General features: G+C 64.7%; 25 protein-coding genes. 4 read left to right on the forward strand and 21 right to left on the reverse strand.

All coding sequences use genetic code 11. The annotated features are described in order from the left end of the window. Window positions 1-82: 82 nt before the first annotated feature. The 17 genes from H535_RS0103530 to H535_RS28870 all read right to left on the reverse strand — a co-directional run bounded on the left by H535_RS0103530 (window position 83) and on the right by H535_RS28870 (window position 19,538). Entirely contained in the window at window positions 83-1,759 is a 1,677-nt protein-coding gene (locus tag H535_RS0103530) for an amidohydrolase (protein ID WP_051298444.1), read from the reverse strand. Between the two features lie 42 nt (window positions 1,760-1,801). Beyond that, window positions 1,802-4,615, reverse strand: coding sequence for a DEAD/DEAH box helicase (locus H535_RS0103535; RefSeq protein ID WP_026818453.1), 2,814 nt, complete (start codon window positions 4,613-4,615; stop codon window positions 1,802-1,804). Window positions 4,616-4,676: 61 nt separating this feature from the next. Then, window positions 4,677-5,519 (reverse strand): twin-arginine translocase subunit TatC, encoded by an 843-nt coding sequence (gene tatC / locus H535_RS0103540; RefSeq protein WP_035768213.1) that lies wholly within the window; start codon window positions 5,517-5,519, stop codon window positions 4,677-4,679. 5 nt (window positions 5,520-5,524) lie between these two features. Further along, entirely contained in the window at window positions 5,525-5,815 is a 291-nt protein-coding gene (gene tatA, locus H535_RS0103545) for a Sec-independent protein translocase subunit TatA (protein ID WP_026818455.1), read from the reverse strand. Between the two features lie 51 nt (window positions 5,816-5,866). Continuing rightward, the gene (locus H535_RS0103550; RefSeq protein ID WP_026818456.1) at window positions 5,867-6,226 is read right to left on the reverse strand and encodes a hypothetical protein; all 360 of its coding nucleotides are present in this window, start codon (window positions 6,224-6,226) and stop codon (window positions 5,867-5,869) included. A gap of 37 nt (window positions 6,227-6,263) precedes the next feature. Beyond that, window positions 6,264-8,264: a helix-turn-helix transcriptional regulator gene (locus tag H535_RS0103555; RefSeq protein WP_026818457.1), complete on the reverse strand. Its 2,001-nt coding sequence runs from the start codon at window positions 8,262-8,264 to the stop codon at window positions 6,264-6,266. Between the two features lie 17 nt (window positions 8,265-8,281). Then, window positions 8,282-8,677, reverse strand: a complete 396-nt coding sequence (locus H535_RS0103560) for an FKBP-type peptidyl-prolyl cis-trans isomerase (RefSeq protein ID WP_026818458.1) — start codon at window positions 8,675-8,677, stop codon at window positions 8,282-8,284. 44 nt (window positions 8,678-8,721) lie between these two features. Further along, window positions 8,722-9,621, reverse strand: a complete 900-nt coding sequence (locus H535_RS0103565) for an FKBP-type peptidyl-prolyl cis-trans isomerase (RefSeq protein WP_026818459.1) — start codon at window positions 9,619-9,621, stop codon at window positions 8,722-8,724. A 110-nt stretch (window positions 9,622-9,731) separates the two neighbouring features. Beyond that, complete coding sequence (pafA, locus tag H535_RS0103570) at window positions 9,732-11,093, reverse strand: Pup--protein ligase (RefSeq protein WP_026818460.1); 1,362 nt, start codon at window positions 11,091-11,093, stop codon at window positions 9,732-9,734. Further along, complete coding sequence (gene prcA, locus H535_RS0103575) at window positions 11,094-11,837, reverse strand: proteasome subunit alpha (protein ID WP_026818461.1); 744 nt, start codon at window positions 11,835-11,837, stop codon at window positions 11,094-11,096. A gap of 3 nt (window positions 11,838-11,840) precedes the next feature. Then, window positions 11,841-12,662: a proteasome subunit beta gene (gene prcB, locus H535_RS0103580; protein ID WP_026818462.1), complete on the reverse strand. Its 822-nt coding sequence runs from the start codon at window positions 12,660-12,662 to the stop codon at window positions 11,841-11,843. 5 nt (window positions 12,663-12,667) lie between these two features. Further along, entirely contained in the window at window positions 12,668-12,874 is a 207-nt protein-coding gene (locus H535_RS0103585; protein WP_026818463.1) for a ubiquitin-like protein Pup, read from the reverse strand. A 68-nt stretch (window positions 12,875-12,942) separates the two neighbouring features. Next, entirely contained in the window at window positions 12,943-14,529 is a 1,587-nt protein-coding gene (gene dop, locus H535_RS23270; protein ID WP_035768215.1) for a depupylase/deamidase Dop, read from the reverse strand. A 28-nt stretch (window positions 14,530-14,557) separates the two neighbouring features. Continuing rightward, a complete protein-coding gene (arc, locus tag H535_RS0103595; protein ID WP_026818464.1) occupies window positions 14,558-16,297 on the reverse strand; it encodes a proteasome ATPase in 1,740 nt (579 codons plus the stop codon). Window positions 16,298-16,579: 282 nt separating this feature from the next. After that, window positions 16,580-17,608, reverse strand: coding sequence for a tRNA (adenine-N1)-methyltransferase (locus H535_RS23275; RefSeq protein ID WP_051298521.1), 1,029 nt, complete (start codon window positions 17,606-17,608; stop codon window positions 16,580-16,582). Window positions 17,609-17,633: 25 nt separating this feature from the next. Further along, on the reverse strand, window positions 17,634-18,806 hold the full coding sequence (locus tag H535_RS28865; protein ID WP_026818465.1) for a site-2 protease family protein: 1,173 nt from the start codon (window positions 18,804-18,806) through the stop codon (window positions 17,634-17,636). Beyond that, the gene (locus H535_RS28870; RefSeq protein ID WP_051298446.1) at window positions 18,807-19,538 is read right to left on the reverse strand and encodes an HAD family hydrolase; all 732 of its coding nucleotides are present in this window, start codon (window positions 19,536-19,538) and stop codon (window positions 18,807-18,809) included. A 185-nt stretch (window positions 19,539-19,723) separates the two neighbouring features. On the opposite strand from H535_RS28870, the gene H535_RS0103615 reads away from it, so the two are divergent. Beyond that, window positions 19,724-20,554 carry a proteasome assembly chaperone family protein gene (locus H535_RS0103615; RefSeq protein WP_245580155.1) on the forward strand — a complete coding sequence of 277 codons (831 nt, stop codon included), beginning with the start codon at window positions 19,724-19,726 and terminating at the stop codon, window positions 20,552-20,554. A 39-nt stretch (window positions 20,555-20,593) separates the two neighbouring features. Here the strand turns inward: H535_RS0103615 and mshC are convergent, their stop codons facing one another. Together mshC and H535_RS0103625 are read right to left on the reverse strand one after the other, a co-directional pair. Next, window positions 20,594-21,904 carry a cysteine--1-D-myo-inosityl 2-amino-2-deoxy-alpha-D-glucopyranoside ligase gene (mshC, locus tag H535_RS0103620; RefSeq protein WP_026818468.1) on the reverse strand — a complete coding sequence of 437 codons (1,311 nt, stop codon included), beginning with the start codon at window positions 21,902-21,904 and terminating at the stop codon, window positions 20,594-20,596. Between the two features lie 46 nt (window positions 21,905-21,950). Further along, window positions 21,951-22,775: an undecaprenyl-diphosphate phosphatase gene (locus H535_RS0103625; protein ID WP_026818469.1), complete on the reverse strand. Its 825-nt coding sequence runs from the start codon at window positions 22,773-22,775 to the stop codon at window positions 21,951-21,953. Window positions 22,776-22,867: 92 nt separating this feature from the next. Between H535_RS0103625 and H535_RS0103630 the strand changes: the two genes are divergently transcribed. Next, a complete protein-coding gene (locus tag H535_RS0103630; protein ID WP_026818470.1) occupies window positions 22,868-23,806 on the forward strand; it encodes an aldo/keto reductase in 939 nt (312 codons plus the stop codon). An 18-nt stretch (window positions 23,807-23,824) separates the two neighbouring features. Here the strand turns inward: H535_RS0103630 and H535_RS0103635 are convergent, their stop codons facing one another. Continuing rightward, entirely contained in the window at window positions 23,825-24,100 is a 276-nt protein-coding gene (locus H535_RS0103635; RefSeq protein WP_026818471.1) for a hypothetical protein, read from the reverse strand. A gap of 49 nt (window positions 24,101-24,149) precedes the next feature. On the opposite strand from H535_RS0103635, the gene H535_RS0103640 reads away from it, so the two are divergent. Both H535_RS0103640 and H535_RS0103645 read left to right on the forward strand, forming a co-directional pair. Continuing rightward, window positions 24,150-25,004, forward strand: a complete 855-nt coding sequence (locus tag H535_RS0103640) for a metal-dependent hydrolase (protein ID WP_026818472.1) — start codon at window positions 24,150-24,152, stop codon at window positions 25,002-25,004. Window positions 25,005-25,117: 113 nt separating this feature from the next. After that, entirely contained in the window at window positions 25,118-25,351 is a 234-nt protein-coding gene (locus tag H535_RS0103645) for a DUF5703 family protein (protein WP_026818473.1), read from the forward strand. Window positions 25,352-25,430: 79 nt separating this feature from the next. Here H535_RS0103645 and H535_RS0103650 read toward each other — a convergent pair whose 3' ends face one another. After that, window positions 25,431-26,591: an acyl-CoA dehydrogenase family protein gene (locus H535_RS0103650; RefSeq protein WP_425387255.1), complete on the reverse strand. Its 1,161-nt coding sequence runs from the start codon at window positions 26,589-26,591 to the stop codon at window positions 25,431-25,433. Window positions 26,592-26,624 lie beyond the last annotated feature (33 nt).

Raw genomic sequence — 26,624 nt, forward strand, 5'->3', positions numbered from 1 at the left:
GATATTTTACAATCAACCGCCACTTCCGGCGTGTCGTTTCCACTATCCGGGATCGGCACGCTGTACGGGACCGCCGGAGGCGCTACCACCGGCTGTACAGTTCCCACCCGTCCCGCACGGTCTGCAGGCACACCGGGCGCTGGCCGTCGTCGAGAGCGGGCAGCAGCGGCGTTCCGGCCCGCGGGTCGGTGCTCCAGGACTGCACCCGCTCGTCGGGCGCCTGCACCATCAATTCGTCGACATCCCATACGGCGAAGGTGGCCGGAGCGCCGGGGACCAATTGCCCGGCCAGCGGGTCGTGCGCCCCGGCGGCCCGCCATCCGGCTCTGGTGTGGGCCAGGAACGCTGCCCGGGCGGAAATTCGTTGGTCGGGGTTGGAATGCTGCAGACACGCCCGCACCGCCGCCCAGGGGTCCAGTTCGGTGACCGGTGCGTCGGTGCCGATCGTCAGCGGGACCCCGGCCGAAAGCATCGAGGCGAAGGGGTTCATGGCGCCTGCCCGCGCCGGTCCCAGCCGCCTGTGGTACAGGTCGTCCTTGCCCCACAGCGCGTCGAACACTGGCTGCACACTGGCCGTGACAGCAAAATGCGCCAGTTGCTCGATCACCGCGCCGCTGAGCATCTCGGCGTGTTCGAGCCGATGGTGGGCCGCCCGCACCCGGTCAATGCCGACCTGGGCGGCGGCCTTGTGGAGCGCCTCAACCGCGATATCCATGGCGGCATCACCGATCACGTGGAAGCCGCCCTGGATGCCCAGCTCGGCAGTCGCCGCAAAATGGGATGCCACCAGGTCTGTGTCCAGGTACGCAGACCCGCGCTCCCCCGGCTGGTCACTGTAGTCGTCGCGGAGCAAAGCGGTCCGTGACCCGATGGAGCCATCGATATTGAGGTCGCCGGCCAGTCCCCTCACCGGAACTCCCACGCTGGACAGGATGCGGCGGGCGTCGTCGGCATCGGCAGCGGCTTCACCCCAATAGGGAAGGATCGCCGGGTAGCGTAGTGCCCCGCCATCCGCTTCGGCCTGTCCGTCGTAGGACATCAGCAACTGCAGGTCCTCCGCGGCCCCGACATGCGGTGCACTCATCTCCGCCAAGGCGACATACCCGGCACTCGCGGCCTTCGACAGCGCCCGCTGCTGGAACTGGCGGCGTTCGCCCGGCCGGAACGTCCGGGAAGCCTCGCGTGCCTCGGACAGTGCGTGGCCCGACACTTGACCGTCGCCGTACCATCCGTCGAAATTGGCCAGCGAAAGGTCAGCAGCAAGTGTCCCGGAGACCACCGCCGAGTGAACGTCGATCCTGGACAGGTACACGATCCGGGACCCGGAAGCACGGTCCAGTTCGTCGGCCGTCGGCGCCCGCCCCTCCGGCCACTGGGTTTCGTCCCATCCGTGCCCCAGGATCATCCCGTCGCCGCTGCGGGCAGCGCCTGCGACTGCATCGAGCAGCTCGGCCAGCGATTTCATCTGTGCCAGGTCCAGGGTCTGGTCGGCAATGCCGGTTTCGGTGACATGGATATGGGAGTCCACGAAGCCAGGCGCAACGAGGCTGCCCTCGAGATCGACGACGGCCATGCTGCTGTCGGCGATGGATGCTGCGGCCTGCTCGGTTCCCACCCAGGCAACGGTCCCGCCGTCGACCAGCATGGCCGTCGCAAACGGATCCGCGGCGCTATAGACAGATCCGTTCCGGTACATGGTCACACGGCTCTGTGGCGACTGCTGGGGGGACACCGGCTGGCCGCCGGTCGTGGCTGACATCAAAGTATTCCTGTTCTTTCGTTCCGTCATTGTCTGTGGCGCTCATTCCACCCCGGAGTAGGCCACGACGCCGCGGCGCACCAGTGCGATGGCCTTGATGCACCGGCGGCGCAGCCCCGGCGGCAACGGCTCCACCTTGGCCAGCTGGTCCAGCAGATCGATCACCTGCTTCGCCCACCGGACAAAGTCGCCGGCCGCCAGCTCGGAACCGGACAACGCGGCCTGCAGATGCTTGCCACGGGCCCATTTGTACATCGGCCAGATCAGCCCCAGCTCCGGTTCGCCGGTCAACGGCAGTTTGTACTGATCCTCAATATCGGTCAGTTCGGACCACTGGCGGATGACGACGTCGACGCTGCTTTCCAACGATACGCTGGGCATCTTGGGGCGGATCCCCTGCTCTTCGCGCTTGGCCTGGAAGACGAGCACTGTGATGAACGCCGCCAGCTCGCCAGGGTCCAGATCGTCGAACGCACCCTCATGGACGCTCAGCGATACCAGCAGATCCTTCTCGCCGTAGATCCGCCGCAGCCGCTCCCCGTCCCCGGTGAGCACCAGGTCGCCGTCGTCGGGCCGGGTGTAGCCGTAATAAGCCAACACCTCCGAGACACGGTCGAAGGTCTTGGCGATGGTGTTGGTCCTGCCCTGGATCTGGCGGATCAGGCCATCGGTGTCGCGGCGCAGCTTCCACCAGCGCTCGGCCCACCGTGCGTGATCCTCCCGTTCACTGCAGCCATGGCAGGGGTGGGACCGCAGCCGGCGCCGCAGGTCGGAGATCTTCTCTTCCTGGGCAGCCAGTCCGCTGTACTCGAAGTCGACGTTGCCGTCCTCGCGGGCAGGTCTGGCCTCGTGGAGCGCGTTGCGCATGGACGAGGCGAGATCCCTGCGGTCCTTGGGCACACGGGCATTGAATGACTTGGGGATGCGGACCCGGGACTGCACCTGCACCGGTCCGTTCAGGTCCTGGACCGATACCCGGCGCAATTGCTTTTCGGCCGTGAGGATGGACGGCCGCGGTTCCCGGCTGCCGTGGTCCGGCGACAGCACCACGGCATGTCCCGGATTCCGTCCGGCCGGAATGTCGATCACATCGCCGGGACGCAGCCGCTCCAACGAATCGGCCGCGGCGGAGCGGCGTTGCCGTGACTTGGTCTTCGAGGCTTGATGCTCCGCCTCGGACAGTTCACGGCGCAGGGCCGCGTACTCGCCGAAATCACCAAGATGGCACCGCATTGACTCCTCGTAGCCGGCCAGTGATTCCTCCCGGCTGCGCACCTGCTTGGCGATGCCCACCACGGAGCGGTCGGCCTGGAACTGGGCGAAGGAGGACTCCAGGATCTTCCGGGCCTGGAAGCGGCCGAACTGGGCAATCAGGTTGATGCTCATGTTGTACGTCGGCCGGAAGCTGGAATTGAGCGGATAGGTGCGCTTCGAAGCCAGCCCGGCCACCGCCGTCGGGTCCGTTCCCGGCTGCCACAGCACGACCGCGTGTCCTTCGATGTCAATCCCGCGGCGGCCGGCTCTGCCGGTCAGCTGGGTGTACTCCCCCGCCGTGATATTCGCATGCGTCTCGCCGTTGAACTTGTCGAGCTTTTCCAAGACCACTGAGCGGGCCGGCATATTGATCCCCAGCGCCAGGGTTTCGGTGGCAAACACCGCCTTGACCAGCCCGTCGGCGAACAGCTTCTCGACCACCTCTTTGAAGATCGGCAGCATACCGGCGTGGTGGGCGGCGAACCCCCTCACCAAGCCCTCGCGCCAGGTGCGGAACCCGAGCACTTCCAGGTCGTCCTCGTCGATATCCTGGCTCGCTTCGTCCACCCGCTGCAGGATTTCGCGCCGCTGCGCCTGATCGGTCAACCACAGGCCCGAGTCGACACACTGCGCCACTGCGGCGTCGCAGCCGGCCCGCGAGAAGATAAACGTAATGGCCGGTAGCAGGGCCTCCCGGTCCAGCCGCCGGATCACTTCAGGACGCGAGGCGCGCCGGGTCCGGGTCTGCGGCGGGCGGCGGTCCTGCTCGAAGCGGCGCTTCCTGCCCCGCCCCCGCTGGACGGGGCCCCGTCCGCGGCTGAACCTGTTTTCGGCGTTGGCCAGGGAGACCAGTTCCGGATTGACCTCGTACTCCGGCAGCGCCCCCTGGCGCAGTTCATCAGCCATCTCATCGAAGGAGACGTCGGTGGCGAACAGGTCGAGGATGTCGTGGCCGACCATGACGTGCTGCCACAGCGGCACCGGCCGGTGCTCGGTGACCACTACAGCGGTATCCCCGCGCACGGTGTCCAGCCAGGCGCCGAATTCCTCGGCATTGGACACAGTCGCGCTCAGCGAAATCAGCTGCACCGCCGGTGGCAGATGAATGATCACCTCTTCCCACACGGCACCGCGGAACCGGTCCGCCAGGTAGTGGACCTCGTCCATCACCACATACGCCAGGTCGGCCAGCGTGGAAGATCCCGCGTAGAGCATGTTCCGCAGCACCTCGGTGGTCATCACGACGACGTCGGCTTCCGGGTTGATGCTGGTGTCGCCGGTGAGCAGACCCACTCGCTCCGGCCCGTACACCTGGAGCAGTTCAGTGTACTTCTGGTTGCTCAGCGCCTTGATCGGGGTGGTGTAGAACGCCTTCAGCCCACGTTCAAGCGCCATATACACGGCAAACTCGCCGACCACCGTCTTGCCCGCCCCGGTGGGGGCGGCCAGCAGCACGCCCCGCCCGGCTTCCAGCGCCTCGCAGGAGTCCGTCTGGAAGGGGTCCAGGTCGAAGTCGAGCATAGTACGGAATTGATACAGCCGGGTCTTGGACTCGGCCTGCCTGAGTGTCGCGGCCTGGTACCGCTCCGATGGCGAAGACATATATTCAGCCTAATGGGAAGTGGAGCACCCGTGGTGCAGTGTCCGCTGCGGGCCCGAACCGCTACAGGTTCTCCAGATCGTCCGCCGACGTCGCTGTGTCCGCGGCCGCTTCGGTTTCGGCTTCGCGTTTTGCCGACCGCCGTTCCCTGCGCTTGTCATTGAGCAGGCACAGACCGGTGGCCAGGAAGAAGAAGAACAGCAGCGGGACGATCAGATAGAACATGCTCATGATGTCCGGGCCCGGTGCGGCCATGGCGCCCAGCACGCAGACCAACAGCACCGTCACGCGCCAGGATTTGAGGATCTGGCGGCCCTTGAGCACGCCCACCAGGTTCAGCCCGAACAGCACCACCGGCAGCAGGAAGGCAATCCCGAATGCCAGCAGCAGCCGCATCACGAATGTCAGGTACAGCTGGGCGGTGATCACGTTGGAGCCGCCCTCGGGGGTAAAACCAAGCAACGCCTGGACCGCGTTGGGCAGCACCAGCCAGGCCATGTAGACGCCGCCGATAAACAGCGGCACCGAGACGGCCATGAACGCCAATGCGATCCGCCGTTCCTTGTCCTTCAGCCCGGGGGTGATAAACGCCCACATCTGGTACAGCCACACCGGACTTGAGACCAGCAACCCCAGGAACAGCGAGGTCTGGACCATCAGGTCGAATGATGAGGCAACGCCGTCGAAATTGATGCTCGCCAGACGTCCGTCCCGTTCGGCCACATTCATGATGGGCTGGATCAGCTGGCTGAACAGCGGGTTATACAGGAAGAACCCCGCTACAGCGCCGACGACGATGGCGATGGCGCATTTGATGATGCGGTTGCGGAATTCCCGCAAATGTTCCCGCAGGGCCATCCGGCCTTCCGGATTGGCCTTACGGCCGCGGCCTAGTGCAAGTGGCATGGTCCTTAGGAGCTACGGTCAGTGGGCGGATCCGTCCTGCCTGCCGTACCATCGTTCTTCCGCTTGGAGTCGTCGGCATGATCCTTGGGAGGGACCACCCGACCCTCAACCGGCTCGGAGTCATCAGGGTTGTCGCTGTCCGGATCATCCTTCATTTGCTTGACTTCAGTCTTGAAGATCCGCAGCGACTGACCAATGCTGCGCGCCATTCCGGGCAGCTTGGGGGCTCCGAACAACAGCAGCGCCACAATGATGATGATGATGATCGGCCACGGGCTGTCAAAGAGCTTTCCCATCATACGGCGTTACGTCCTTTCGTCTCGCTTAATATCCTACGCCTGTTGGCGCTACTGCAGGTCACGCAGCGCCTGGGGTTGGCCGCGGACGCGTTTGCGTTCCATCCTCCGGAGCCGGCGCTGCTGTTGTCGTTGGAGTTTGGACGTGACGTAGTCGACCCTGGCCTGACGCGGACTGCCGAAGAGGGCTTCGGGATCGCCGTGTGCGGCCGCTTCATCTGCACCGGCCGCAGCAGTATCAGTTTCCGCTGCACCGGCGCTGCCGGCGCTGCCCAGCCGCGTTCCCGCCGCCTCCAGCTCGGCGAGCATCGCGGTGAACGAGCGGAACAGCTTCACGCCCAAAATGCCGAGGAACAGCAACGAGAGCGCGACAAGTGCCACCCACAACAGAATCCAAAACCACCAGGCCATGGATTCAGTCTAACGACCATAGCCCCGTACCGCCGCCTCAGGCACGGTTGCCGGCCGGGGCGGTGCCGCCGTCGTAATATGCCAGCGCCTGCTCCGCCCACTGCTGGCATTGTGCGGCCACCGGCTGCGGCTCGACGACCCTGACGTCGCCGCCGGCCCGGGCGGTCAGCTGCGGCAGCCACGACGTGGTGCCCACCCGGAAACGGGCGGCCGTTGTGCCGTCGTCGAGCAGTGCGGTGCGATCGGCGTTGTAGTGTTCGGCGACCCACAGGGCGCGTTGATTCATCACCACCGTGATCTGCACGTCGTCCTCGCCGGGGGTGAACAGGCTGGACGGGAACTCGGTCTCGGCCGGCCTCCGACCGGTGGCTGATTCGCCGGTCTGCTCGATGGTGCGGATCCGGTCGAGCCGGAAATTGCGCACGGCCTCCGCCCGCAGGCACCACGCCTCCACGTACCAGCGGTCATCGGCGGAGAATAACCGGAAGGGCTCAATGACCCGTTCGGTGACTTCGTCACGATGCGGGACCACGTAACTGAGCCGCAACCGCTGCCGGGCCGCTACAGCGCCATGGATGACGTCGATCGTTGTTGCTTCGATGTGCGGGGTGATGTCCGCCTTGACCGCCGCCTTCAGCTGTCCGGAATCGCCGGCGGCGGCAGTGATCTTCGCCAACGCGGATTCCAGAGCGTCGGCGGATCCAGCCCCGGGGACAGTTGCCAGCGTCTGAAGGCCCACGATCAGGGCACAGGCTTCTTCAATGCTGAAATGAACCGGTTCGGATAGCTCGTCGGCATTGCGCACGTCGATGACGCCATCGTCCCAGGTGGCATCGATGAGGTCCTCCGGGCCGTGTCCGGGCAGTCCGCAGACAAACAGCAATTCGAGATCCTTGACCAACTGTTGTTCGGAGACGCCGAAGCCGGCAGCCGTGCCGGCCAAGTCGGCACCAGGGGTGTCCAGCAAATACGGAACCATGTCCAGCAGCCGTTGCAACCGGTCTATAGAGGTCGTCTTCGTCTTCCGGTCCTTTTCCGGTTCGGGAAAGGAGATGGCCGGCACCGGCTGCGCGGACGCCTGCACGACGCCCGTGAGACGGCGCACGACGGCGGCGCGCAGTTGCTCGGGCGCCATCACCTGCACCAGCGGACCGTAGGAGGCGATCTCGTCGGCCATCACCTCGGTGTCCGTGTACTCGAACCGGATTTCATCCCAGTCACTGCTGCCGGCCGCCGCGGCCGTCCCGGCGCGCAACCGCAGGGAATGGGCAGCCGACGGCCGCACGTGCAGCACGGCTGTTTCTTCAGCGGTCAATGTATCCAACCGGGCCAAAGACTCCTGCACATCGAAGTGGCCCGGGCGCTCGAAGGTTTCGTCGCGCAAGTGGACGGCCGAGACCATTCGCGACAGCCGGAAGGTGCGCTCGTCGCGACGGTCCAGGTCGTAGCCGGCCAGGTACCAGTGTCCGTATTTTTCGCCGATGCCCCACGGCTGGACGGTCCTGCGCTGCTGCTGCCCGGTGCTGGCCGCCAGGTAGCTGAACTCTATGGTGCGGTGCTGTGCCACTGCCTTGAACACGGCATCGAAGGCCGGCTCGGCGGTGCGGATGCGTGGTTCGATTCCGATGATGGAGTCGGTCTCGGGGACCACTCCCCGCCCCTGCAGTTTCCGCACCGCCCGGGCAGCGGCAGAGCCCAGCGACGCCTGCTGCCACAGCCGGGACGCCAGCGACAGCACAGCGGCCTCTTCGCCTGTGAAGCGCACCGGTGGCATCCGGTACGCTTCCTTGGCGATCCGGTAGACCGTATTGGCCGTGTCATCCTCGAAGGCTGTGTCCCCGCTGGTGGCGCTGATGGGAATGCCCAGATCCCTCAGATCCGCCTTGTCACGCTCAAAGGTGCGTTCAAAGGTCTCCTGGCTGGACAGGTCCTTGTACTGGGGAATGTTGCGGCGCAGGAAGTCCTTGGTCCGGCCCCACCGGGTGTCGAGCAGGGCGATGATCAAGTTCAGCAGCCGTTCGGTGCGGAGTGCAGACACGCGAGTAGGTTACTACTTCAGCGGATTCCCATCAGGTCAACGACGAAAATCAGCGATTCGCCCGGGGCAATGGCAGATCCGGCCCCCTGGTCCCCGTAGGCCATGGCGGCCGGGACCTCCAACCGGCGGCGTCCGCCCACCTTCATGCCCAGGATTCCCTGGTCCCATCCCTGGATTACCTGGCCGACACCGACCTTGAACTCCAGCGGGCTACCGCGGTTCCAGGAGGCATCGAATTCCTCGCCGCTGGAAAACGCCACACCGACGTAATGCGCGGACACGGTGTCACCGGCGGTGGCCTCCGGCCCGTCTCCGGTGATCAGGTCGGTGGAGACCAGCTCGGTAGGGACTCCGTGCTCGGGGAAGTCGATTTCGGGCTTGATGCGATCGTACTGGCGCTGTCCGAATGACATAGGGCTCCTTGCCTTGGAATGGTTGGGTTCTCAGGTGTTTGTGCTTACTTGATTCCGAGAATATCGACGACGAAGACCAGGGTGCCACCGGGCTGGCCCTGGGCCGGGTCCTTACCGTAGGCCAGTTCCGGCGGGATGACCAGCAGCACACGCGATCCGACGGTCTGTCCGGACAGGCCCTGGGTCCACCCCTTAATCACCCCGGTCAACGGGAATTCCGAGGGTTGCCCGCGATCCCAGCTGGAGTCGAACTTCTTGCCGTTGCTCCACTGCACGCCGACGTAGTGCGCGGTAATGGTGTCCGACTTCTTCACCTTTTCGCCGGAGCCCTTGATCAGGGTCTGGGCGGCCAGCTCGTCCGGCTTCGGATCCGCCTTGTCGATAGTGATCTGCGGGACACCGTCGTCGTTGACCTTGACGGTGGGTAGTTCGGCGACCGGCTCAACCGGCTTTCCCTTCGCCTTGTCCAGCGGCTGCTTCGTTTCCTTTGCGCTTTCCACGGTAAAGACCAGCAGCTGTCCGGGCCGGCCCGGGGCGCCCTGCCCGCCTCCAACCGGCGGCACCGCATAGGCGAACTGGGATCCCACCCGGGCATCGGCCAGCACATTGTACAGCTGCGGATTGCCCTGCTTCATCTTGTCGTTGAGCTCCAGGTCATTGCCGGAGTCCGCCGTGTAGGTCTCCTCAGTGTTGGAGCCGTCCTTGGCGTTGAAGGCACTGATCCGCACGGATAGTGTCTGGCCGGGGTCAATTTCCGCGCCATCGCCCTCTTCAACAGTCTTCACCACCGGTTCTTTGACCTTCAGCGGTGTGTCGAATTCCACTTTCGGGGCTTCGCCTTCACCGCCGGAGGAAACGCTCAGCGATGGCAATGGTTCTTCGGAGTTGCTGCAGGCAGTGAGCAGCAACGCGGCCGCGAGCATGGGGGCAACAATTTTGCGCACAGGTGATTCTTTCGTCTTCGTCGTGATGGAAGCTGGCCGTGGACGCTGAAGCGCCGGCAACGGGCCTTCGAGAAGTTTAACGCCTCGGGCGGCGAATATTCTCCCGGGGATTACATACCGGCCAGCAAGGCGTCCACTCGTTCATCGACACTCTTGAACGGATCCTTGCACAGCACCGTCTGCTGGGAGCGGTCGTTGAGCTTCAGGTGCACCCAGTCGACGGTGAAATCCCGCCCGGTTTCCTGGGCGCGGCGGACAAAGTCGCCCCGCAGCTTGGCACGCGTCGTCTGCGGCGGTGTCTCAACGGCGGCTTTGATGGCGATATCGTCCACCACCCGTGCCGCCCCGCCATGGGACTGCAGCAGGAAGAACAGCCCGCGACGGCGGGAAATGTCATGGTAGGTCAGGTCCAGTTGGGCCATCCGCGGCGCGTCGAGACCCGTCCCGTGCTTGCGGGCATAACCGTCCAGCAGCTTCTTCTTGATCGCCCAGTCGATTTCCCGGTCGATACCGGAAAAATCCTGGGACTCGATGGCCTCCAGGGTCCGCCGCCACAGATCCAGCACCCGTGACACATGGGGGTTGTGCTCCCCGTTTGCCTCGACAAAAGCCGTGGCCTTCTCGAAGTACTCACGCTGGATGTCGAGCGCGGAAAGCTGGCGACCGTTGGCCAGCCGCACGGGGTAGGTCCCGGTCAGGTCGTGGGAAATTTCGCGGATACTGCGGATGGGGTTCTCCAGCCGCATGTCACGCATAATCACCCCCGCCTCAATCATCCGCAGCAGCAAGTCCACGGTGCCCAGCTTCAGCATGGTGGTGGTCTCGCTCATGTTGGAGTCGCCGGCTATCACGTGCAGTCTGCGGAAGTATTCCGCGTCCGCGTGTGGTTCATCGCGGGTATTGATAATTGGCCTGGAGCGGGTGGTGGCCGAGGACACCCCTTCCCAGATGTGGTCGGCCCGCTGTGAAAAGGCGTACAAAGCCCCCTGCGGGCTCTTCAGCACCTTGCCGGCCCCCACCAGGATCTGGCGGGTGACCAGAAATGGAATCAGGATTTCCGACAGCCGGGTGAACTCCCCCTTGCGCGGGATCAGGTAGTTTTCGTGGCTGCCATAGGAGTTGCCCGCTGAATCTGTATTGTTCTTGAACAGGTAGACCGTGCCGTGGAACCCCTCGGTGTGCAGCCGGTCCTGGGCCTCGTCCACCAAGTCGTCGAGTAGCAGTTCGCCGGCCCGGTCCTGGGCGATGAGTTGGCTCAAGTCGTCGCACTCGGCCGTGGCGTATTCAGGGTGGGAGCCGACGTCGAGATAGAGCCGGGACCCATTGGTCAAAAATACGTTGGAGGACCGGCCCCAGCTGACCACCTTGCGGAACAGGTAGCGGGCCACCTCTTCCGGTGACAGCGGCCGTGCGTGCGGGCCGGAGTAGGAGATTCCGAACTCGGTCTCGATACCGAAGATCCGGCGGTCCACCTAACTGCCCACCGGTCTGGCCACCAGGTCTTCGACCTGAGCATCGCTCAGCCGGCGGAACGCCCTGCGGGTCCCGCGCTCGGTCAAGGGTTCACGGTCCAGTACGGCCACCTCAAGGAGCCCGGCCGCCAGCATGTGGGAGTCCGATGAGCCGGCCCCGTCGACGTCGGCCCGCCGGTCCGCGCTCAATGCCTCGACTGCCAGTTGAACCGCGTCAGCGTAGCTGGCGTGCGCGTCCCATCGTCCGTCCAGTACTTCTCGGACCTGTTCGGCCTGGCCGCCCATGGCGATGAAACCATGCTCGTCCGCAATGGAGCCGTCGAATGTCAGCCGGTAGAGGTGGTCCGTCTCGGCCGTGGCAGCAACCTCGGCGACGGCCAGTTCCACTTCGAACGGTTTCGATTCGGCGGTGAAGACCGCACCCAGGCTTTGTGCGTAGACGCTGGCCAGCCCCCGGGCCGTGACGTCTTCGCGGTGGTACGAATATCCCCGCACATCCGCGTAGCGCACGCCTGCCTGCCTCAGGCTTTCAAATTCGTTGTACTTGCCGACGGCGGCAAAGGCGATCCTGTCGTAAATCTCGCCGATCTTGTGCAGCGAGCCTGAAGGATTCTCGGCGACCAACGCGATTCCGTCCGCACAGCCGATGACGACGACGGAGCGCCCCCGTGCGATGCCCTTGCGGGCAAAATCGGCGCGATCCTTCATCATTTGCTCGGGTGAGACGTAGAACTGCTGCGTCATGGCTTACGCCTCCCTTCCGGCCGCGGTCCGCTCTGCAATCACGGCTTCGGCGGCGGCGGCAAGTTCCGGCTCGCCGATTCTGCGGTGGCCCGCGCTGTTGACGCTGTAGACCACTGGCCAGAGCTGCCGGACGACGTCCGGCCCTCCCGTGGCGGAGTCGTCGTCGGCGGCGTCATACAAGGCCTCGACGGCGATCCGCACCGCCGTCGCCTCATCGAGGCCCGGCGACCACAACTTCTTCAATGAGCCCCGCGCGAATGCGGAGCCGGAGCCCACGCTGTGGTGTTCGGCTTCCTCGTACCGGCCACCGGTGACGTCGTAGGAGAACAGCCGGCCCTCATGCCGTTCGGTGTCGAACCCGGCGAAGAGTGGAACCACCGGTAGCCCCTGCATCGCCAGGGGAAGATTCGCGCGGATCATGGCCGCCAGCCGGTTGGACTTGCCGTCCAGGCTGAGCAGCGTCCCCTCGATCTTTTCGTAATGCTCCAGTTCGACCTGGAACAGCCGGGTGATGTCGATGGCGATGCCTGCCGTGCCGGCAATACCCAGCACGGAATACTGGTCGGCGGCGAAGACCTTTTCAATATGGCGGCTGGCGATCAAGTTGCCCATGGTTGAACGCCGGTCCCCTGCCATCACCACGCCACCGGCGAAGGTCATGGCCACCACAGTTGTCGCATGCGGCGTTTCGGGAGCCGTCGTTCCGGCGGTCGCGTTCATGGTCCGGTTCGACGGCAGCAGTTCGGGGTTGTGCCGGCTCAGGTGGTCGCTGAACGAAACCGTCGCCGCCGATGCAATCCGGTCAAATCGCTGCGCGTCGTTCATCGTCTCTACTGTCCGCCCTTCTGCACAAACCCGCGGACGAATTCCTCGGCGTTGGTTTCCAGCACGCCGTCAATCTCATCGAGCAGGTCTTCAGTGCCCTCGGTTGATGCGGTGGCTTCATCGGATGGCGGCGCGGCGGGGGGTGCTTCCTCCGTGACCTCTTCGTCGCGATCGTCGCGCTGATTGGTGCTTTTGCGTTCCTGCGATGCCATGATGGCCTCCTCCTTCGCCCGGTGCCGCCACGGGTGCAGCGGACCGTTAATACTTATCGTGCCATGCCCTACGCCCCAGCGCCGAGTAACTGTTCGATAAACTCTTCAGCCGTAGCACTGGTATCGAACAAGCCGCCGGTCAATTCGCGCGTGCCCCGCAACGGCTCCCGGGTGGGAATGCGTTGCAGACGGCGCCGGTTCGGCAACTCGAAAATGACCGAATCCCAGCTCGCCCCCACCACTTCGGAGCCGAAGCGGTCAATGCATTTGCCCCGGAAATAGGCCCGGGTGTCATGGGGCGGCTCCGACACGGCGGCGGCGATCTGCTCATCGGTGACCAGCCGTTCCATCTGTGAACGTGCCGCCAGCCGGTGGTAGAGGCCTTTCTCCGGCCGGATATCGGCATACTGCAAATCGATCAGACCCAACCGTGCGTCATCCCACGCCAGGCCGTCCCGGCGGCGGTAGCTTTCCAGCAGCTTCAGCTTGGCCACCCAGTCAATCTGCGCCGCGGCCTCCATGGGGTCCTCTTCGAGCACGTCCAGCAATGAACCCCAGCGCCGCAGCACTTCGGCCGTATCGTCGTCGGGCGGTCCTTCGCGGTTGCAGTGCTTATCCGCGGCCTCATAATAGATCCGCTGCAGTTCAAGCGCGGTCAAGGTGCGGCCGTCCTTCAAGTGTACGGCCGTCTGCAAGGAAGGATCGTGGCTGATCGCCTGCAGCGCATGAACAGGCTGTGACAGCTCGATGGCCGGCGCGGCGTCATGTTCAATCAAATCCAGCACCAGCGATGTGGTGCCCAGTTTCAGGTAGGTTGATACCTCGCTGAGGTTCGCGTCTCCGATGATCACGTGCAGCCGCCGGTACTTGTCCGATGTCGCATGCGGCTCGTCACGGGTGTTGATGATCGGGCGGCGGATGGTGGTTTCCAGCCCGACCTCCGCTTCGAAGAAGTCGGCGCGCTGGCTGATCTGGTAGCCCGGCCGGGAACCGTCCGGCCCAAGCCCCACCCGGCCGGCTCCACATATCACCTGGCGGGACACGAAGAAGGGAATCAAGCCCGAGCTGATCCGGTTGAACGGCAGTTGCCGCGGCATCAGGTAGTTCTCGTGCGAGCCATACGAGACGCTCTTGTTGTCCGTGTTGTTTTTGTACAGGTTGACGGGATCCAGCCCGGGGGTCTGTCCCACCCGCCGCGCTGCGGCCAGCACGACGGCGTCCCCTGCCTTGTCCCAGATCACCGCGTCCCGCGGGTTGGTGACCTCGGGCCCGGAATATTCGGGATGGGCGTGGTCGACATAAAGCCGGGCGCCGTTGCGAAGCACCATATTCATCAGTACGCCGGTGCTCAGCGGCCCCTCGTTATAGAGGTCGCTCTCCACACCCCGCCGGCCGGACAGCGCCACCGCCTCGGCGTCCAGTGCCCCGGTGCTGTCGGTCAATTGCGACGGGTCGGCTTCGTCGCGCGACATCTGCCAGCCGCGGGCGTCGGTCAATGGTGCTTCATCCGAGTAGTCCCACCGGGCGCCTCCGGCCTGCCCGGAGCCGCTGTTCTGCAATGCGGCATAAGCATTGATGATCTGGGTGGACAGCACCGTGGAATTCGCCCCGGTCACGCCCGGAGCCAGAATGCCGTATTCGGTTTCAGTGCCCATCACCCGGCGAACGGTCACGAATATCCCCCTAGAGGTACTGCCCGGTATTGGCAGTTGTCTCGATTGTCTTGCCCGGTTCCTGCCCGGCCTTGCCTTGGATGATGGTGCGGATATAGGTGATCCGTTCACCCTTCTTGCCCGATATCCTCGCCCAGTCATCCGGATTGGTGGTGTTGGGCAGGTCTTCATGCTCGCGGAATTCATCGGTCACGGCGGTGAGCAGGTGCTCGATGCGCAGGCCGCGCTGCTCGTTGGTGAGGAAATCCTTGATCGCGTTCTTCTTCGCCCGGTCCACCACATTCTGGATCACAGCCCCCGAGTTGAAGTCCTTGAAGTACAGCATCTCGGTGTCCCCATTGGCATACGTCACCTCCAGGTACTCGTTGGACTTATCCGTGGAGTACATGGACTCGACGGTCCGCTGGATCATGGCATCAACGGTGGCCGCCGCATCGTTGTTGTGCTCCGCCAGGTCCGCCTGGTGCAGGGGAACTTCGTCAGTGATGTACTTGGCGAAGATCTCGCTGGCACCCTCGGCGTCGGGACGCTGAATCTTGATCTTTACATCCAGCCGTCCGGGCCTCATGATCGCCGGATCAATCATGTCCTCGCGGTTGGACGCACCAATCACAATCACGTTGTCCAGACGTTCAACGCCGTCGATCTCGCTGAGCAGCTGCGGCACGATGGTGGTTTCGACGTCGGAGGACACCCCGCTGCCCCGGGTGCGGAACAGGGAATCCATTTCGTCGAAGAAGACCACCACCGGGCTTCCGCCCGAGGCCTTCTCCCGTGCCCGGGCAAATATCAGCCGGATGTGCCGTTCGGTTTCGCCCACATACTTGTCCAGCAGCTCGGGGCCCTTGATATTCAGGAAGTAGCTACTGGTATCGCTGAAGCCACTGCGCTCTGCCGCTTTGCCCGCCAGCGAGCTGGCCACGGCCTTGGCGATCAGTGTCTTGCCACAGCCCGGAGGGCCGTAGAGCAGAATCCCCTTCGGGGCCTGCAGCCCGTGTTCGCGGTACAGGTCGGGGTGGAGGAACGGCAGTTCAACTGCATCCCTGATCTGCTCGATCTGCGGTCCGAGCCCGCCGATATTCTCATAGGAGATGTCCGGCACCTCCTCCAGCACCAGGTTCTCCACTTCGCTGCGTGGAATCTTCTCCAGTGCGTAGCCAGTGCGGGCATCGATCGATAGCGCATCGCCGATCCGCAGTTTCTGGTTCTGCAACGGCGACGAAAGCTTCAGTACCCGCTCTTCGTCGGAGCGGCCGACCACTAAAGCCCGGTCCCCGCCGAGCAGTTCCTTGAGGGTGACCAGTTCGCCGCTGCGTTCGTAGCCCAACCCGGCGATCACGGTCAGTGATTCGTTCAGCAGCACTTCCTGCCCGACGGTCAATGCCTTGAAATCGAGCAGCGGGCTGACCCCGACCCGGACCTTGCGGCCGGCATTGAAGATGTCGACGCTGTCCTGGGCCAGATGCGGGCTCTTCTCCGGATTGCCGACATTGTCCCGGGAGGGGGTGTCGGGCACGATTCCGGCGGGATTGACCTGCAGGATGGTGCCGAAGCTGTACGGGGCCGCGCCTTCCTGTTCCAAGGCAGCCTTCAGCTTGACGATCTCTTCCTTGGCGCTTTCGAGCATGCTCGTCAACCGGGAATTGTTGCGCGTGGCAGCGGCCAGCTGCTTGTCCACGTGCCGCAGCTTGTCCCGCAGCACATTTAGTTGACGCTGTGTTACGGCAGGATCCGTCTGGTTCTGATCCACCGGGGCCTGTACATCGGGAGATTCTGAATGGTCATATGACGACGCCGGTTGGTTGGAGTGTGCCTGTGAAGACTCTGAAGAATCTGAATCGGACCGCTCATTCATCTGCCTCGCCTACTTCCTGCGCTGTAGTTCGCCGGCCAGCCGGATACGGAACTTACCCTTACTCCTAGACACTAGTCGGCGTGGCAGCCATTTTCACTGACTACCGGTTAAACGCGCCGCCGGCGCCGCTTTGTTCCGTCGGCACCTGGCCGACCCGGCTTCAGCCGACCGCAGAGGTCACGGCGAATCCGTCCCGGGGTCCGCCTTGGGGGCGGCGTCTCTGGCAGCGCGGCGCAGCTTCCGGTCGGAGACCGGCCGCTCCCCCACTGCCTGGGGGGTCCACGCGTTCAAATCCTCCTGGCTGAACCCTGTCTTGGAATTGCGCCGTTTCTGCGCCAATGGGGTGACACCGTCCGCCAGCCGGCGGGTGGTGAGCAGGAATCCCGTATGCGCCACCATTCGATGGTCGGGGCGGACCGCCAGCCCCTCGAGGTGCCAGCCACGCACCATTGACTCGAAACCGTCGGGTTCGGTGAAACAGCCGGCCTCCCGGATAGCCTCGGCGATCCTGGACAGCTGGGTGACCGTCGCGACATAAGTGATCAGCACACCGCCGGGGGCCAAGGCCTCGGCAACTGGGTCAAGGCACTCCCAGGGCGCCAGCATGTCCAGCACTACACGGTCCACGCTGCCCGGCTCCTCGGCCGCGGGCAGTTCCTCCTGCAGGTCGCCCAGGGTGATCTTCCAGGCCGGATGCGGACCTCCGAACATGGTCTCCACATTGCCTCGGGCAATATCGGCGAATTCCTCCCTGCGCTCGAACGAGTGCAGCGTTCCGGAGTCTCCCACCGCCCGCAGCAGCGAAATACTCAGCGCCCCCGAGCCGACGCCGGCTTCGACCACTCGGGCACCGGGGTAAATGTCGGCCATTGTCACAATTTGTGCGGCGTCCTTGGGGTAGACCACCGCGGCGCCGCGCGGCATCGAGAGCACGAAGTCGGACAACAGGGGCCGCAGCGCCTGGTACTCGTGGCCGCTGGTGTTCGCCACCACGGACCCTTCCGGCCGGCCGATCAGCTTGTCATGGTCGAGGTATCCGCGGTGGGTATGGAAGGAGCCACCGGCGACCAGCGTGATGGTGTTCCGCCGGCCCTTTTGATCCGTCAACTGCACCCTGTCCCCTGCCCTGAACGGACCCCGCCGCTGGGCGGCGCCATGTGGCCGCTCGCTGCCCTGGGATACTGATTGATCGGCTCCGGTGTTCATCGACACGTCCTTCGTTGACTTGGATTCAGCGGCCGGCATCGAACCCGCGCTGTTGTTTTCCGGTGATCGCGGCCACCACCGTCGCCTGGTGCAGCAGTCCTGTGACCCGCCCGCCGCGGTCGATGACCGCGTACTCGCTGCCGGCCAGCTGGGCCAGGTATTGGACCAGCTCCTGACCCTGCGCCCATGCGGGCACGTAGGCTCCCGGTGCCAGGGCACGGGCAACTGCACTGGCGGGGGTGCTGGCCGCCATTGGCCCGGGAACGGAGTCCAGCGCACCAGTGTCGACGACCGCTTCGGGCCTGCCGTTGCTTCCAACCAGCACGACGGCGGCGCTGCCCGCTTCCTGGGTGCCAAGAGTTGCTTTGACTGTGGCCGCCGAGGACGAGGAGGCCACCCCGACCGCCGGGACGGCCAGGCGTCCGGCGCTGATTTCGGGCAGCCGCAGCCGCATCCTGGCATTGGTGATGGCTCCCGATGCTCCCAGCCACAGGAATCCCGCCACCAATACGGTGATCAGCACCAGCTGGAATCCAGGATTCACCCCCTGGCTGAGCGGGACCAGGATCACTGCGGCAACCATCAGCACCGCTATGACACGGCCGGCCCAACCGGCTGCCACAGTTCCCTTTTCCTGGCTGCCGGTGGCCTTCCAGACAGCCGATTCGACGATCCGTCCGCCGTCGAGAGGCAGCCCGGGAAGCACGTTGAACACGGCGACGAGGAAATTCGCCCACACGAAGATATCCGCCAGCAGTTGGGCGACCAGGCTGCCCTGCATCAGCGGCATCAGAGCCAGCCCTCCGGCGGCGAGCAGGAAGTTCGCCGCCGGGCCGGCCAGCGCCACCACCAGGGACTTGCCCGGTGAGGCGCTGAAGTTTTCAAACTGGGTATGCCCGCCCCACAGGTTCAAAACGATCTTGGCCGTCGGCCAGTGATAGACCCGCGCCGAGAGGGCATGGGCCAACTCGTGGACCAGCACCGACAGCAGCAACAGCAAGGCGTAGCTGAACGCGACCAGATAAGCCGTCCAGCCCAGTCCCGGAATTTGACCGGCCACCTGCGGTCCGAAGACCAAGACGATAAATCCCGCGATCAGGAACCAGGAGTAGGCAAGGATGATGGGGATTCCACCCACACTGCCCAGCCGGATGCCCTCCCGGGGAATCGGCGGTCCGGGCTGATCTGTCCCGCTCATTCACCCCACCCGCGCCATCGTGGAACGTTGGTCGACCAGATTCTGCACATCGGCCACGCTGCGCCCGTCCAGGGTGTCCCAGTGGGTCCGCCCGTCGTCGTCGGGCAGAGGGATGAAATGAGGTATGCCGACGGTGATCAATCCGGCCGCCTGGGCCGAGCTCACGCCGGGGTATGAATCCTCCAGCGCCACCACATTGTCAACGCTCGCGGCCGGATTCCGCTGCTGCAACAGCTCCAGCGCCGTCTCATACGGCTCGGGGTGCGGCTTGCCGCGCTCCACCATGTCACCGGTGACGAGGAAATCGAAGGTGTCCCGGGGTAATTGGCTGCGGATTTCTTCGGCCAGCGGCTTCTCCGACATGGTGACCAGGGCGCAGCGGACGCCGGCGGCCTTCAGGTCCGCCAGCAACTGGCGGGCGCCGGGACGCCAGGGAATCCGCCGGCGAACTGAGCGCACCACGTGGCCCAGCAGATGATCGATGATCTCCCGGGTGGAGAGCTCCACCCCGGCCGACTGCAGGACCGAGCTGGAGTGGACCAGTGACTGACCGACCAACGCCTCGGCCTGCTCCTGGCTCCAACTTCCGCCGTGGGCGGTCACCAGTTCGATTTCGCCCTGGATCCAGTACGGCTCGGTATCCACCAACGTGCCGTCCATGTCCCAGAGAACGGCCTGCAGTCCGGTGCCATCACGGACAGGATTCGGGGCGGCGTCAACAGAGGAATGCATATCCACAAGTCTACGGTCCCACGCGCGGCGTTGATGACCCGCTATGCCGTGCGCGAAGTTACGCGCCAGGGTCTGACAAGCACGCGCCCCGGCCGTAGTGTGGTGTTGTGAATAGTTATCAGGACGGTCCGGAGCCCGCTCACCCGGGGCTCTTCGGGTTTGCGCCGCAGACGACGGACCAGAATGTGCAGCAGGGTGGGGGCCGCACCACTGTGATGCTCGCCGCCTTTGAAGGCTGGAACGACGCCGGCGATGCCGCCAGCGATGCACTGAAGCACCTGCATAATTTGTGGGGGGCTGCCAAGGCGGCCACCCTCGACCCGGACGAATATTACGACTTCCAATTCACCCGGCCGAGTATTCAACGCAGCGGTGGTGGCAAGCGGATCAAATGGCCTTCCACGAGCCTGACCAAGGCCTCCGTCCCGGGCACCAGCATTGACGTGGTGTTCGTCCACGGCGTGGAGCCGTCCTATAAGTGGCGCGCCTACACGGCAGAGCTGCTGGCGCACGCGACCGAAATGAATGTGGACTACCTGATCCTGGTTGGCGCTCTGCTGGCCGATGTGCCGCACACCCGCCCCATTCCCGTCTCCGCCTCCAGCGAGGACGACGAGTTGCAGTTGCGCGTCGATATCGAGGCCTCACACTACGAAGGCCCGATCGGCATTGTCGGCGTGCTGTCTGAACTGGCGCATTTGGCCAGCCTGCCGACGCTCTCCGTCTGGGCTGCGGTCCCGCACTATGTGGCACAGTCGCCGTCGCCAAAGGCCACTCTGGCGTTGTTGAACCGGCTGGAGGAATTGCTCCAGATCCCGCTCGACACCGAGGATATGGCCGAAGACGCCGAAGCCTGGGAACGCGGCGTCGACGAGCTGGCCACCGAGGACCCGGAAATTGCCGAGTACGTCAAGCAGCTCGAAGAAGCCAAAGATACGGTGGACTTGCCCGAGGCGTCCGGTGAATCAATCGCACGCGAGTTTGAGCGCTACCTGAAGAAGCGCCGGAAGGAATAACACGCCGGCTGAAGGCAGGCCCGGAGGGTTATCGCGGGCTTACCTCAGGCTTATCCCGAGGAGCGCGTCAACGGCGTCCCGCACCAGGGGCGATGCGGCCGTGCTTCCGGCATCCACCTGCTGCACCCACTTGTCCACGGCGGCCACCGCTGCCGGCGCATCCAGATCATTGGCCAGTGCCCCGCGCATCTGTTCGACGACGGCCGCCGCGGTATCGGCTGCACCGGCACCTGCGGCGGCAGCGCCGGCAGCAGCATCGCCCCGCGGGGCCATTGCCTTGCGCCAGCGTGAGAGCCGCTCCTGGGCCTCGAGCAGCAGATCCTCGGTCCAGAACCAGTCCGTGCGGTAGTGGGACGCCAGAATCGCCAGCCGGATAGCGGCAGGTTCCACGCCGGCTTCGCGCAGCGAGGAAACCAGCACCAGGTTCCCCTTGGACTTGCTCATCTTTTCGCCGTCGAGGCCCACCATTCCGGTGTGCACGTAGTAGTCCGCCATGGACACCCCTGATATCGCGTAGGCATGCCCGGCGCCCATTTCGTGATGCGGGAACACCAGGTCGGAGCCGCCGCCCTGCACGGTGAAGGGTGCAGGCAGGAACCGCTGCGCTATCACGGTGCATTCAATGTGCCATCCGGGACGCCCGGCACCGAGGGAGCGGCCCTCCCATTGCGGTTCTCCGGCCCTGGCCACCCGCCATAGCAACGGGTCCAGGGCGTTGCGTTTGCCGCCCCGGCCGGGGTCGCCGCCACGCTCGCCGAACAGCGGCATCATCTGTTCACTGCTCAACCCGCTGATCTGGCCGAGCCACCAGGCTCCAGTGCTGTTGGCCGGCTCAGCGCCGGCGGCGTCAACCGAAAAGTAGATGTCGCCGTCGGGCTCGCCGCCTTCGCCGTGCACCGGGTAGGCCAGCCCGTCCTCCACCAGCTGCTCGACGGCGGGCACGAGCCATTCAATCGACTCCACCGCGCCCACGAAGTAGTCAGGCGGCAGCACGTTCAATGCCGCCATATCCCGGCGGAACAGATCGGTCTGCCCGGCGGCCAGCTCCTCCCAGTCCACGCCCAGCTCGTTGGCACGATCCAGCAGGGGATCGTCAATGTCGGTGACGTTCTGCACGTACTGCACCCGCAGTCCCGCGTCGACCCATAACCGGTTGAGCAGGTCAAAGGCCACGTAGGTGGCCGCATGCCCCATGTGGGTCGCGTCGTATGGAGTGATCCCGCAGACGTACAAGCTGGCGGTCCCCTGCGTGGACACCGGGACGACGGCGGAACGGGTGGTATCGAAAAGGCTGGCGGCACCGCCTTGTCCGGGCAGGGCAGGCGGCGTCGGAGAATTCCAAGAGATCACAGCCTCAACCCTAATGGCTCGCCTCTCCCATGCTCGAACTATTGCGTCAGGCGTTGATCACATTGAAACCGAGCATCAAGTAGATCACCAGGCCCAATGCAATGCGATACCAGACGAAAACCATATAGCTGCGCGTGGAGACGTAGCGCAGGAACCAGCCGATAATGACGAATCCCACAATGAAGGCGATGACAGTGGCCAACGCCGTCTCGCCCAGCCCAAAGGGCCCCAGGTCATCGAAATTGGTGGCCAGCTGATAGAAGCCGCTGGCGAACACAGCCGGAATGGCCAGCAGGAAGGCGTACCGCGCGGCCGCCTGCCGGGTGTATCCCATCAGCAGACCGGCGGTAATGGTCCCGCCGGAACGGGAAACCCCCGGAATCAGCGCCATCGCCTGGGCCAGCCCGTACAGGATGCCATGCTTATAGGTCAGCTGGTCCAGGCTCCGCTGGTGCCTGGCCACCTTGTCGGCAATGCCCAGGAAGACGCCAAACACCACCAGCATGGTCGCCGTGAGCCACATCGTGCGCAGCGTCGTCTCAATCGCATCATGGAACACCAGTCCCAGCACGCCAATCGGCACGCTGCCGATGATCACCAGCCAGCCCATGCGGGCGTCCGGGTCGCTGCGCGGCACAGTTCCGCGCAGCGACCCGAACCAGGACTTGATGATGCGCACGATATCGCGCCAGAAATAGACCACGACGGCGGTTTCGGTGCCCAACTGCGTGATGGCGGTAAAGGCCGCTCCCGGGTCCTTTCCGCTGGGCAGGAATTCACCAAGCACCCGCAGATGCGCACTCGAGGAGATGGGCAGGAATTCGGTCAGTCCCTGTACTAAGCCAAGTATGGCCGCTTCAATCCAAGTCACATACAGACACTAAGGCACTACCGGTAACCAGTGTGAACAACGTGGCCGCCTGCTGAAGCGGAAGTGGCTAAAAACACCGTAGGCTTGCAGCTATGCAGCAAAGATACGTAGGCACGAGCGGACTGCAGGTCTCCGAACTCGGCCTGGGAACCATGTCCTGGGGGCAGGAAACAGACGAGGAGGCCGCGGCCGACTCGCTCAAGACGTTCCTGGAAGCCGGCGGCACACTGATCGACACCGCTGCCGGCTACTCGGATGGCCGCAGCGAGGCAATCCTTGGTTCCATGCTCGGCGACGTGGTGGCCCGGCCCGACGTCGTCATCGTGTCCAAGGCAGGGATCTCGCGCCATAACGGCGCCCGGCAGGTGGATCTGTCCCGCCGCGCCATGCTGGACTCGCTCGATGCGACACTGGCGAGGCTCGGCACCGACCATCTGGACCTGTGGCTGGCACACACCTGGGATCCGCACGTCCCGCTGGAGGAAACCCTCTCCGCACTCGAGCTGGCAGTGGCCACCGGCAGGACGCGTTACGCGGGCGTCTCCAACCACAACGGGTGGCAACTGGCACGCGCGGTGTCGTTGTCGAATGTTCCCCTGGTGGCCAATCAGACGGAGTATTCGCTCGTGCGCCGCGCGGTGGAACGGGAGGTCGTGCCGGCCACGGAAGCCCTTGGAGTTGGCACGCTGGCATGGGGGCCCCTTGGCCGCGGCGTGCTGACCGGCAAATACCGCAGCAGCGTGCCCACGGGATCGAGAGCAGCCAGCGACCGACTGGCCGAGTACGTCGCCCCGTACCTGGCCGGAAGGCCCGAACGGGTGACTGAGGCATTACTCACGGCGGCCCGGGGACTGGACCGGCAGCCGATGGAGGTTGCCCTCGCCTGGCTGTTGCAACAACGCACACTCGCGGCGGCGGTCGTAGGTGCCCGCACGCCCGCGCAACTCAAGGAGGCGGTTTCGGCCAACACCGGCGCACTGCCGGAGCAGATCGCCGAAGTGCTCGACGAAGTCTCAGCCCTGCCGGACTAAACTGCCGGGCTGAACCCTCTAGTTCCGGACGACTTCGAGGTCGTCTTCTTCGCCCAGGTCGTCGTCCGGGCCGTCTTCGTCGTCATCATCATCGTCGTCATAAATCACCAGCGGCGTGACTTCGCTGTAAGCGTCGTAGAGCGCTTCCTCGTAGGCCTCAAAAGCATCGGCAATGGCGATATACGCTGATTCCACGGCTGGATCAGCATCCGACCGGCGGCTCGTGGCCGCCGCCAGGTGCTCTTCCAACGCCGACGTCAAGGACTGGAGCGCGACACGCGGATCAATGCTCATGTAGTAGACGATAGCCTGATTCCACCTTCGCCGAAAGGACTTGCCCGCCATGATGGGAGCACACCACGCGGCCTGCGGCGCTGCCGCCTGGGTTGCGCTGACCACTCGGATTGAAATAGATCCTGCGCCCTGGGCGGCACAGCTGCTGCCGCCCGGCGGGACCATACCGCTGGGCTTTGGCCTGCTGGAGGTGAGCGACCTCGGCGTCGTTACCGGTGCCCTGGTCACTGCCGGGGCCGCGCTGGTCCCGGACGCCGACCACCACAACGCGTCCATCGCCCACTCGCTGCCGCCGCTGTCCAACCTGCTGTGCGCCGGTATCGGAACCATCAGTGGGGGACATCGTCACGGCAGCCACTCGATCATTGGCCTCATCGCGTTTACCGCCGCGGCGCTTGCCGCAGGACTGTGGACAGTCCATGTCCCCGGGCTGGGCGTTGTTTATCCCGGCGCCGGCTTGTTATCGGTGCTGCTGATTGCGTTCGCCGCCAAGGCGCTGAAAATCATTCCGGACCGGATGCGCGCATCACCGTGGACGGTAGGTCTGAGCCTTGGAGTGTTCATCGCCCTGTTCGCCCCAGAGCAGCGCTTCTGGTTTCCGCTGGCCATGGCCGCCGGCGTCGTCGTCCACATCCTCGGGGATATGCTGACCACCGGCGGCTGCAACCTGCTCTGGCCCGCCAGGGTCAAGCCCCCGGCGGCCATCGCCGCTCTTCCGCTGGTCAACCGGATCTTCAGGCCCAACGGCTACCTGGCCATACCTGTACTCGGCAACGCCGGTTCCCTCCGCGAGTGGGCGCTGCTGGTGCCTGTTGGCCTCTACGCCGTCGCGGGAGTCGGAGCGTCCCTGGTCCACATCGGACAGGAAAGTTTCACCACGTTGGCGGCCTTAAGCGGCTGGTAGCCACGCCGGTGAGGCCGATGCATTAAGCTCGGATCTGAGGTAGAGTCCCAAAAAATCGAGGCGGTGACGCCCTTGTTGGCAATGCACAGGAAGTGCTGGGAACGGCGGGGAATGTGAGGGAACAATTTCAGTCAGGTTCGTTAAAGCGCGAGCGTGACTACGCGCGCCAGTTCGAGTACCTGGTGCTGACGGTCAGCCCGGTGGAACCTCTGCGGGAGGCCCGCCAGCGGCTGACGGAGCATGCTGAATACGGCAAATGGGAACTAACCCGGACCGTGATCTATACCGGTGGCGCACGGCGCTACTGGTTGCGGCGCAAGGTGATGAAGGTCGCCCGCACGGCTTAGCCGGGGCGACGACGCAACGGCGGCCGCACGATGCCGCCGGCTGACACGATGCCGCCGGTACACATCCGCCCGGGGCGTGTCAGTCTTCGACCGGCCCGAGCCACGCATTCGCCACCGTGGCATGCGCTGAGTCTTCATTGGAGGGGTGGAAACTGCCGGCGAGCACGTCCCGGTACAACCGCTCCAGTTCACTGCCACGGAAATAACTGCCACCGCCGGCCACCCGGATGGCCGTATCAACAATGTCCCGCGCCTGTTCGGTGGCGTGCACCTTCACCGACACCAGCTTCGGGAACCACCACTGGCCATGGTCGGTCAGTGCGTCAACCTGGGAGGCCGTCGTCGAAACATGGGCCTGCACCGCCTCCAGTGCCATGGCCGCTGCGGCCACCTTGCGCCGGACATCGGGGTCCTGGGCGTAGCTGCGCCCGTCATGCTTCGCCGACGTCCGGCGGTGGGCGGCATCAACCGCAATATCCAGCGCGCGCCGGCCGATGCCGGTATAGACGGCGGCCAGCAGCGTCTCGAACGTGGCGAAAATGGCGAAGACCAACGCGTCGGGATTCGGCCCCACCGGCATTTTCCGAAACACGCGGTCGGCCGGAACCTCGGCCCCTTCCAGCACGGTCGTGCAGGACTGGCTGGCCCGCATGCCGAGCGTGTTCCAGTCATCCTTGATCGTGTAGCCGGCCGCAGCGCGGTCCACGAATCCGTAGACCAGCGACTCCTCCCCGCCGGTGGTGTCCTTGCCGAATACGCCGAGCCGGGTCCAGACCGGGGACAGGCTGGTGAAAATCTTGGTGCCAGTGAACCGGTAGCCGCCATCGCCGGTGGGCTCCGCCGTGGTTTTCGAATCGAACAGCACCGAGTCGTTTCCCGGTTCCGAGATGCCGAAGCCAAAGATCTCCCCGGCGGCCGCTTCGGCCAGCACGTAGTCCAGGCTCGAATCGCCCCGGGACTTGAGCGCATGGGCCACGCCGTTCCACACCAGATGCATGTTCACTGCCAATGCGGTGGCCGGCGCCGCCGTGGCCAACCGGGTCTGCGCCGCCGCAACCTGCTCGAGCCCGTATCCAAGCCCGCCGTCGTCGGCCGGCGTGAACATCTTCAAATACCCGGCACGGGCAAGGTCGCGAATATCCTCGTGGCAGAACCCGTTGCTTTCGTCGTAGCCGGCAGCCCTGCCGCGAATGGTGTCGAGCAATTCATCGGGCAGCAATTCATCGACGGAAATCGTCATGGGCGCGTCCTTTCCGCTACGTCGCCTTCGGCG

Origin of the sequence: Arthrobacter castelli DSM 16402 (assembly GCF_000430705.1) — a bacterium.
Classification (GTDB): Bacteria; Actinomycetota; Actinomycetes; order Actinomycetales; family Micrococcaceae; genus Arthrobacter_C; species Arthrobacter_C castelli.

Coding starts and splice junctions, on each gene's coding strand:
- H535_RS0103530 (WP_051298444.1), bottom strand. CDS start 1,759: ATGTCAGCCACGACCGGCGGCCAGCCGGTGTCCCCCCAGCAGTCGCCA.
- H535_RS0103535 (WP_026818453.1), bottom strand. CDS start 4,615: ATGTCTTCGCCATCGGAGCGGTACCAGGCCGCGACACTCAGGCAGGCC.
- tatC (WP_035768213.1), bottom strand. CDS start 5,519: ATGCCACTTGCACTAGGCCGCGGCCGTAAGGCCAATCCGGAAGGCCGG.
- tatA (WP_026818455.1), bottom strand. CDS start 5,815: ATGGGAAAGCTCTTTGACAGCCCGTGGCCGATCATCATCATCATCATT.
- H535_RS0103550 (WP_026818456.1), bottom strand. CDS start 6,226: ATGGCCTGGTGGTTTTGGATTCTGTTGTGGGTGGCACTTGTCGCGCTC.
- H535_RS0103560 (WP_026818458.1), bottom strand. CDS start 8,677: ATGTCATTCGGACAGCGCCAGTACGATCGCATCAAGCCCGAAATCGAC.
- prcA (WP_026818461.1), bottom strand. CDS start 11,837: ATGACGCAGCAGTTCTACGTCTCACCCGAGCAAATGATGAAGGATCGC.
- prcB (WP_026818462.1), bottom strand. CDS start 12,662: ATGAACGACGCGCAGCGATTTGACCGGATTGCATCGGCGGCGACGGTT.
- H535_RS0103585 (WP_026818463.1), bottom strand. CDS start 12,874: ATGGCATCGCAGGAACGCAAAAGCACCAATCAGCGCGACGATCGCGAC.
- dop (WP_035768215.1), bottom strand. CDS start 14,529: ATGGGCACTGAAACCGAATACGGCATTCTGGCTCCGGGCGTGACCGGG.
- H535_RS23275 (WP_051298521.1), bottom strand. CDS start 17,608: ATGAACACCGGAGCCGATCAATCAGTATCCCAGGGCAGCGAGCGGCCA.
- H535_RS28865 (WP_026818465.1), bottom strand. CDS start 18,806: ATGAGCGGGACAGATCAGCCCGGACCGCCGATTCCCCGGGAGGGCATC.
- H535_RS28870 (WP_051298446.1), bottom strand. CDS start 19,538: ATGCATTCCTCTGTTGACGCCGCCCCGAATCCTGTCCGTGATGGCACC.
- H535_RS0103630 (WP_026818470.1), top strand. CDS start 22,868: ATGCAGCAAAGATACGTAGGCACGAGCGGACTGCAGGTCTCCGAACTC.
- H535_RS0103635 (WP_026818471.1), bottom strand. CDS start 24,100: ATGAGCATTGATCCGCGTGTCGCGCTCCAGTCCTTGACGTCGGCGTTG.
- H535_RS0103640 (WP_026818472.1), top strand. CDS start 24,150: ATGATGGGAGCACACCACGCGGCCTGCGGCGCTGCCGCCTGGGTTGCG.
- H535_RS0103650 (WP_425387255.1), bottom strand. CDS start 26,591: ATGACGATTTCCGTCGATGAATTGCTGCCCGATGAATTGCTCGACACC.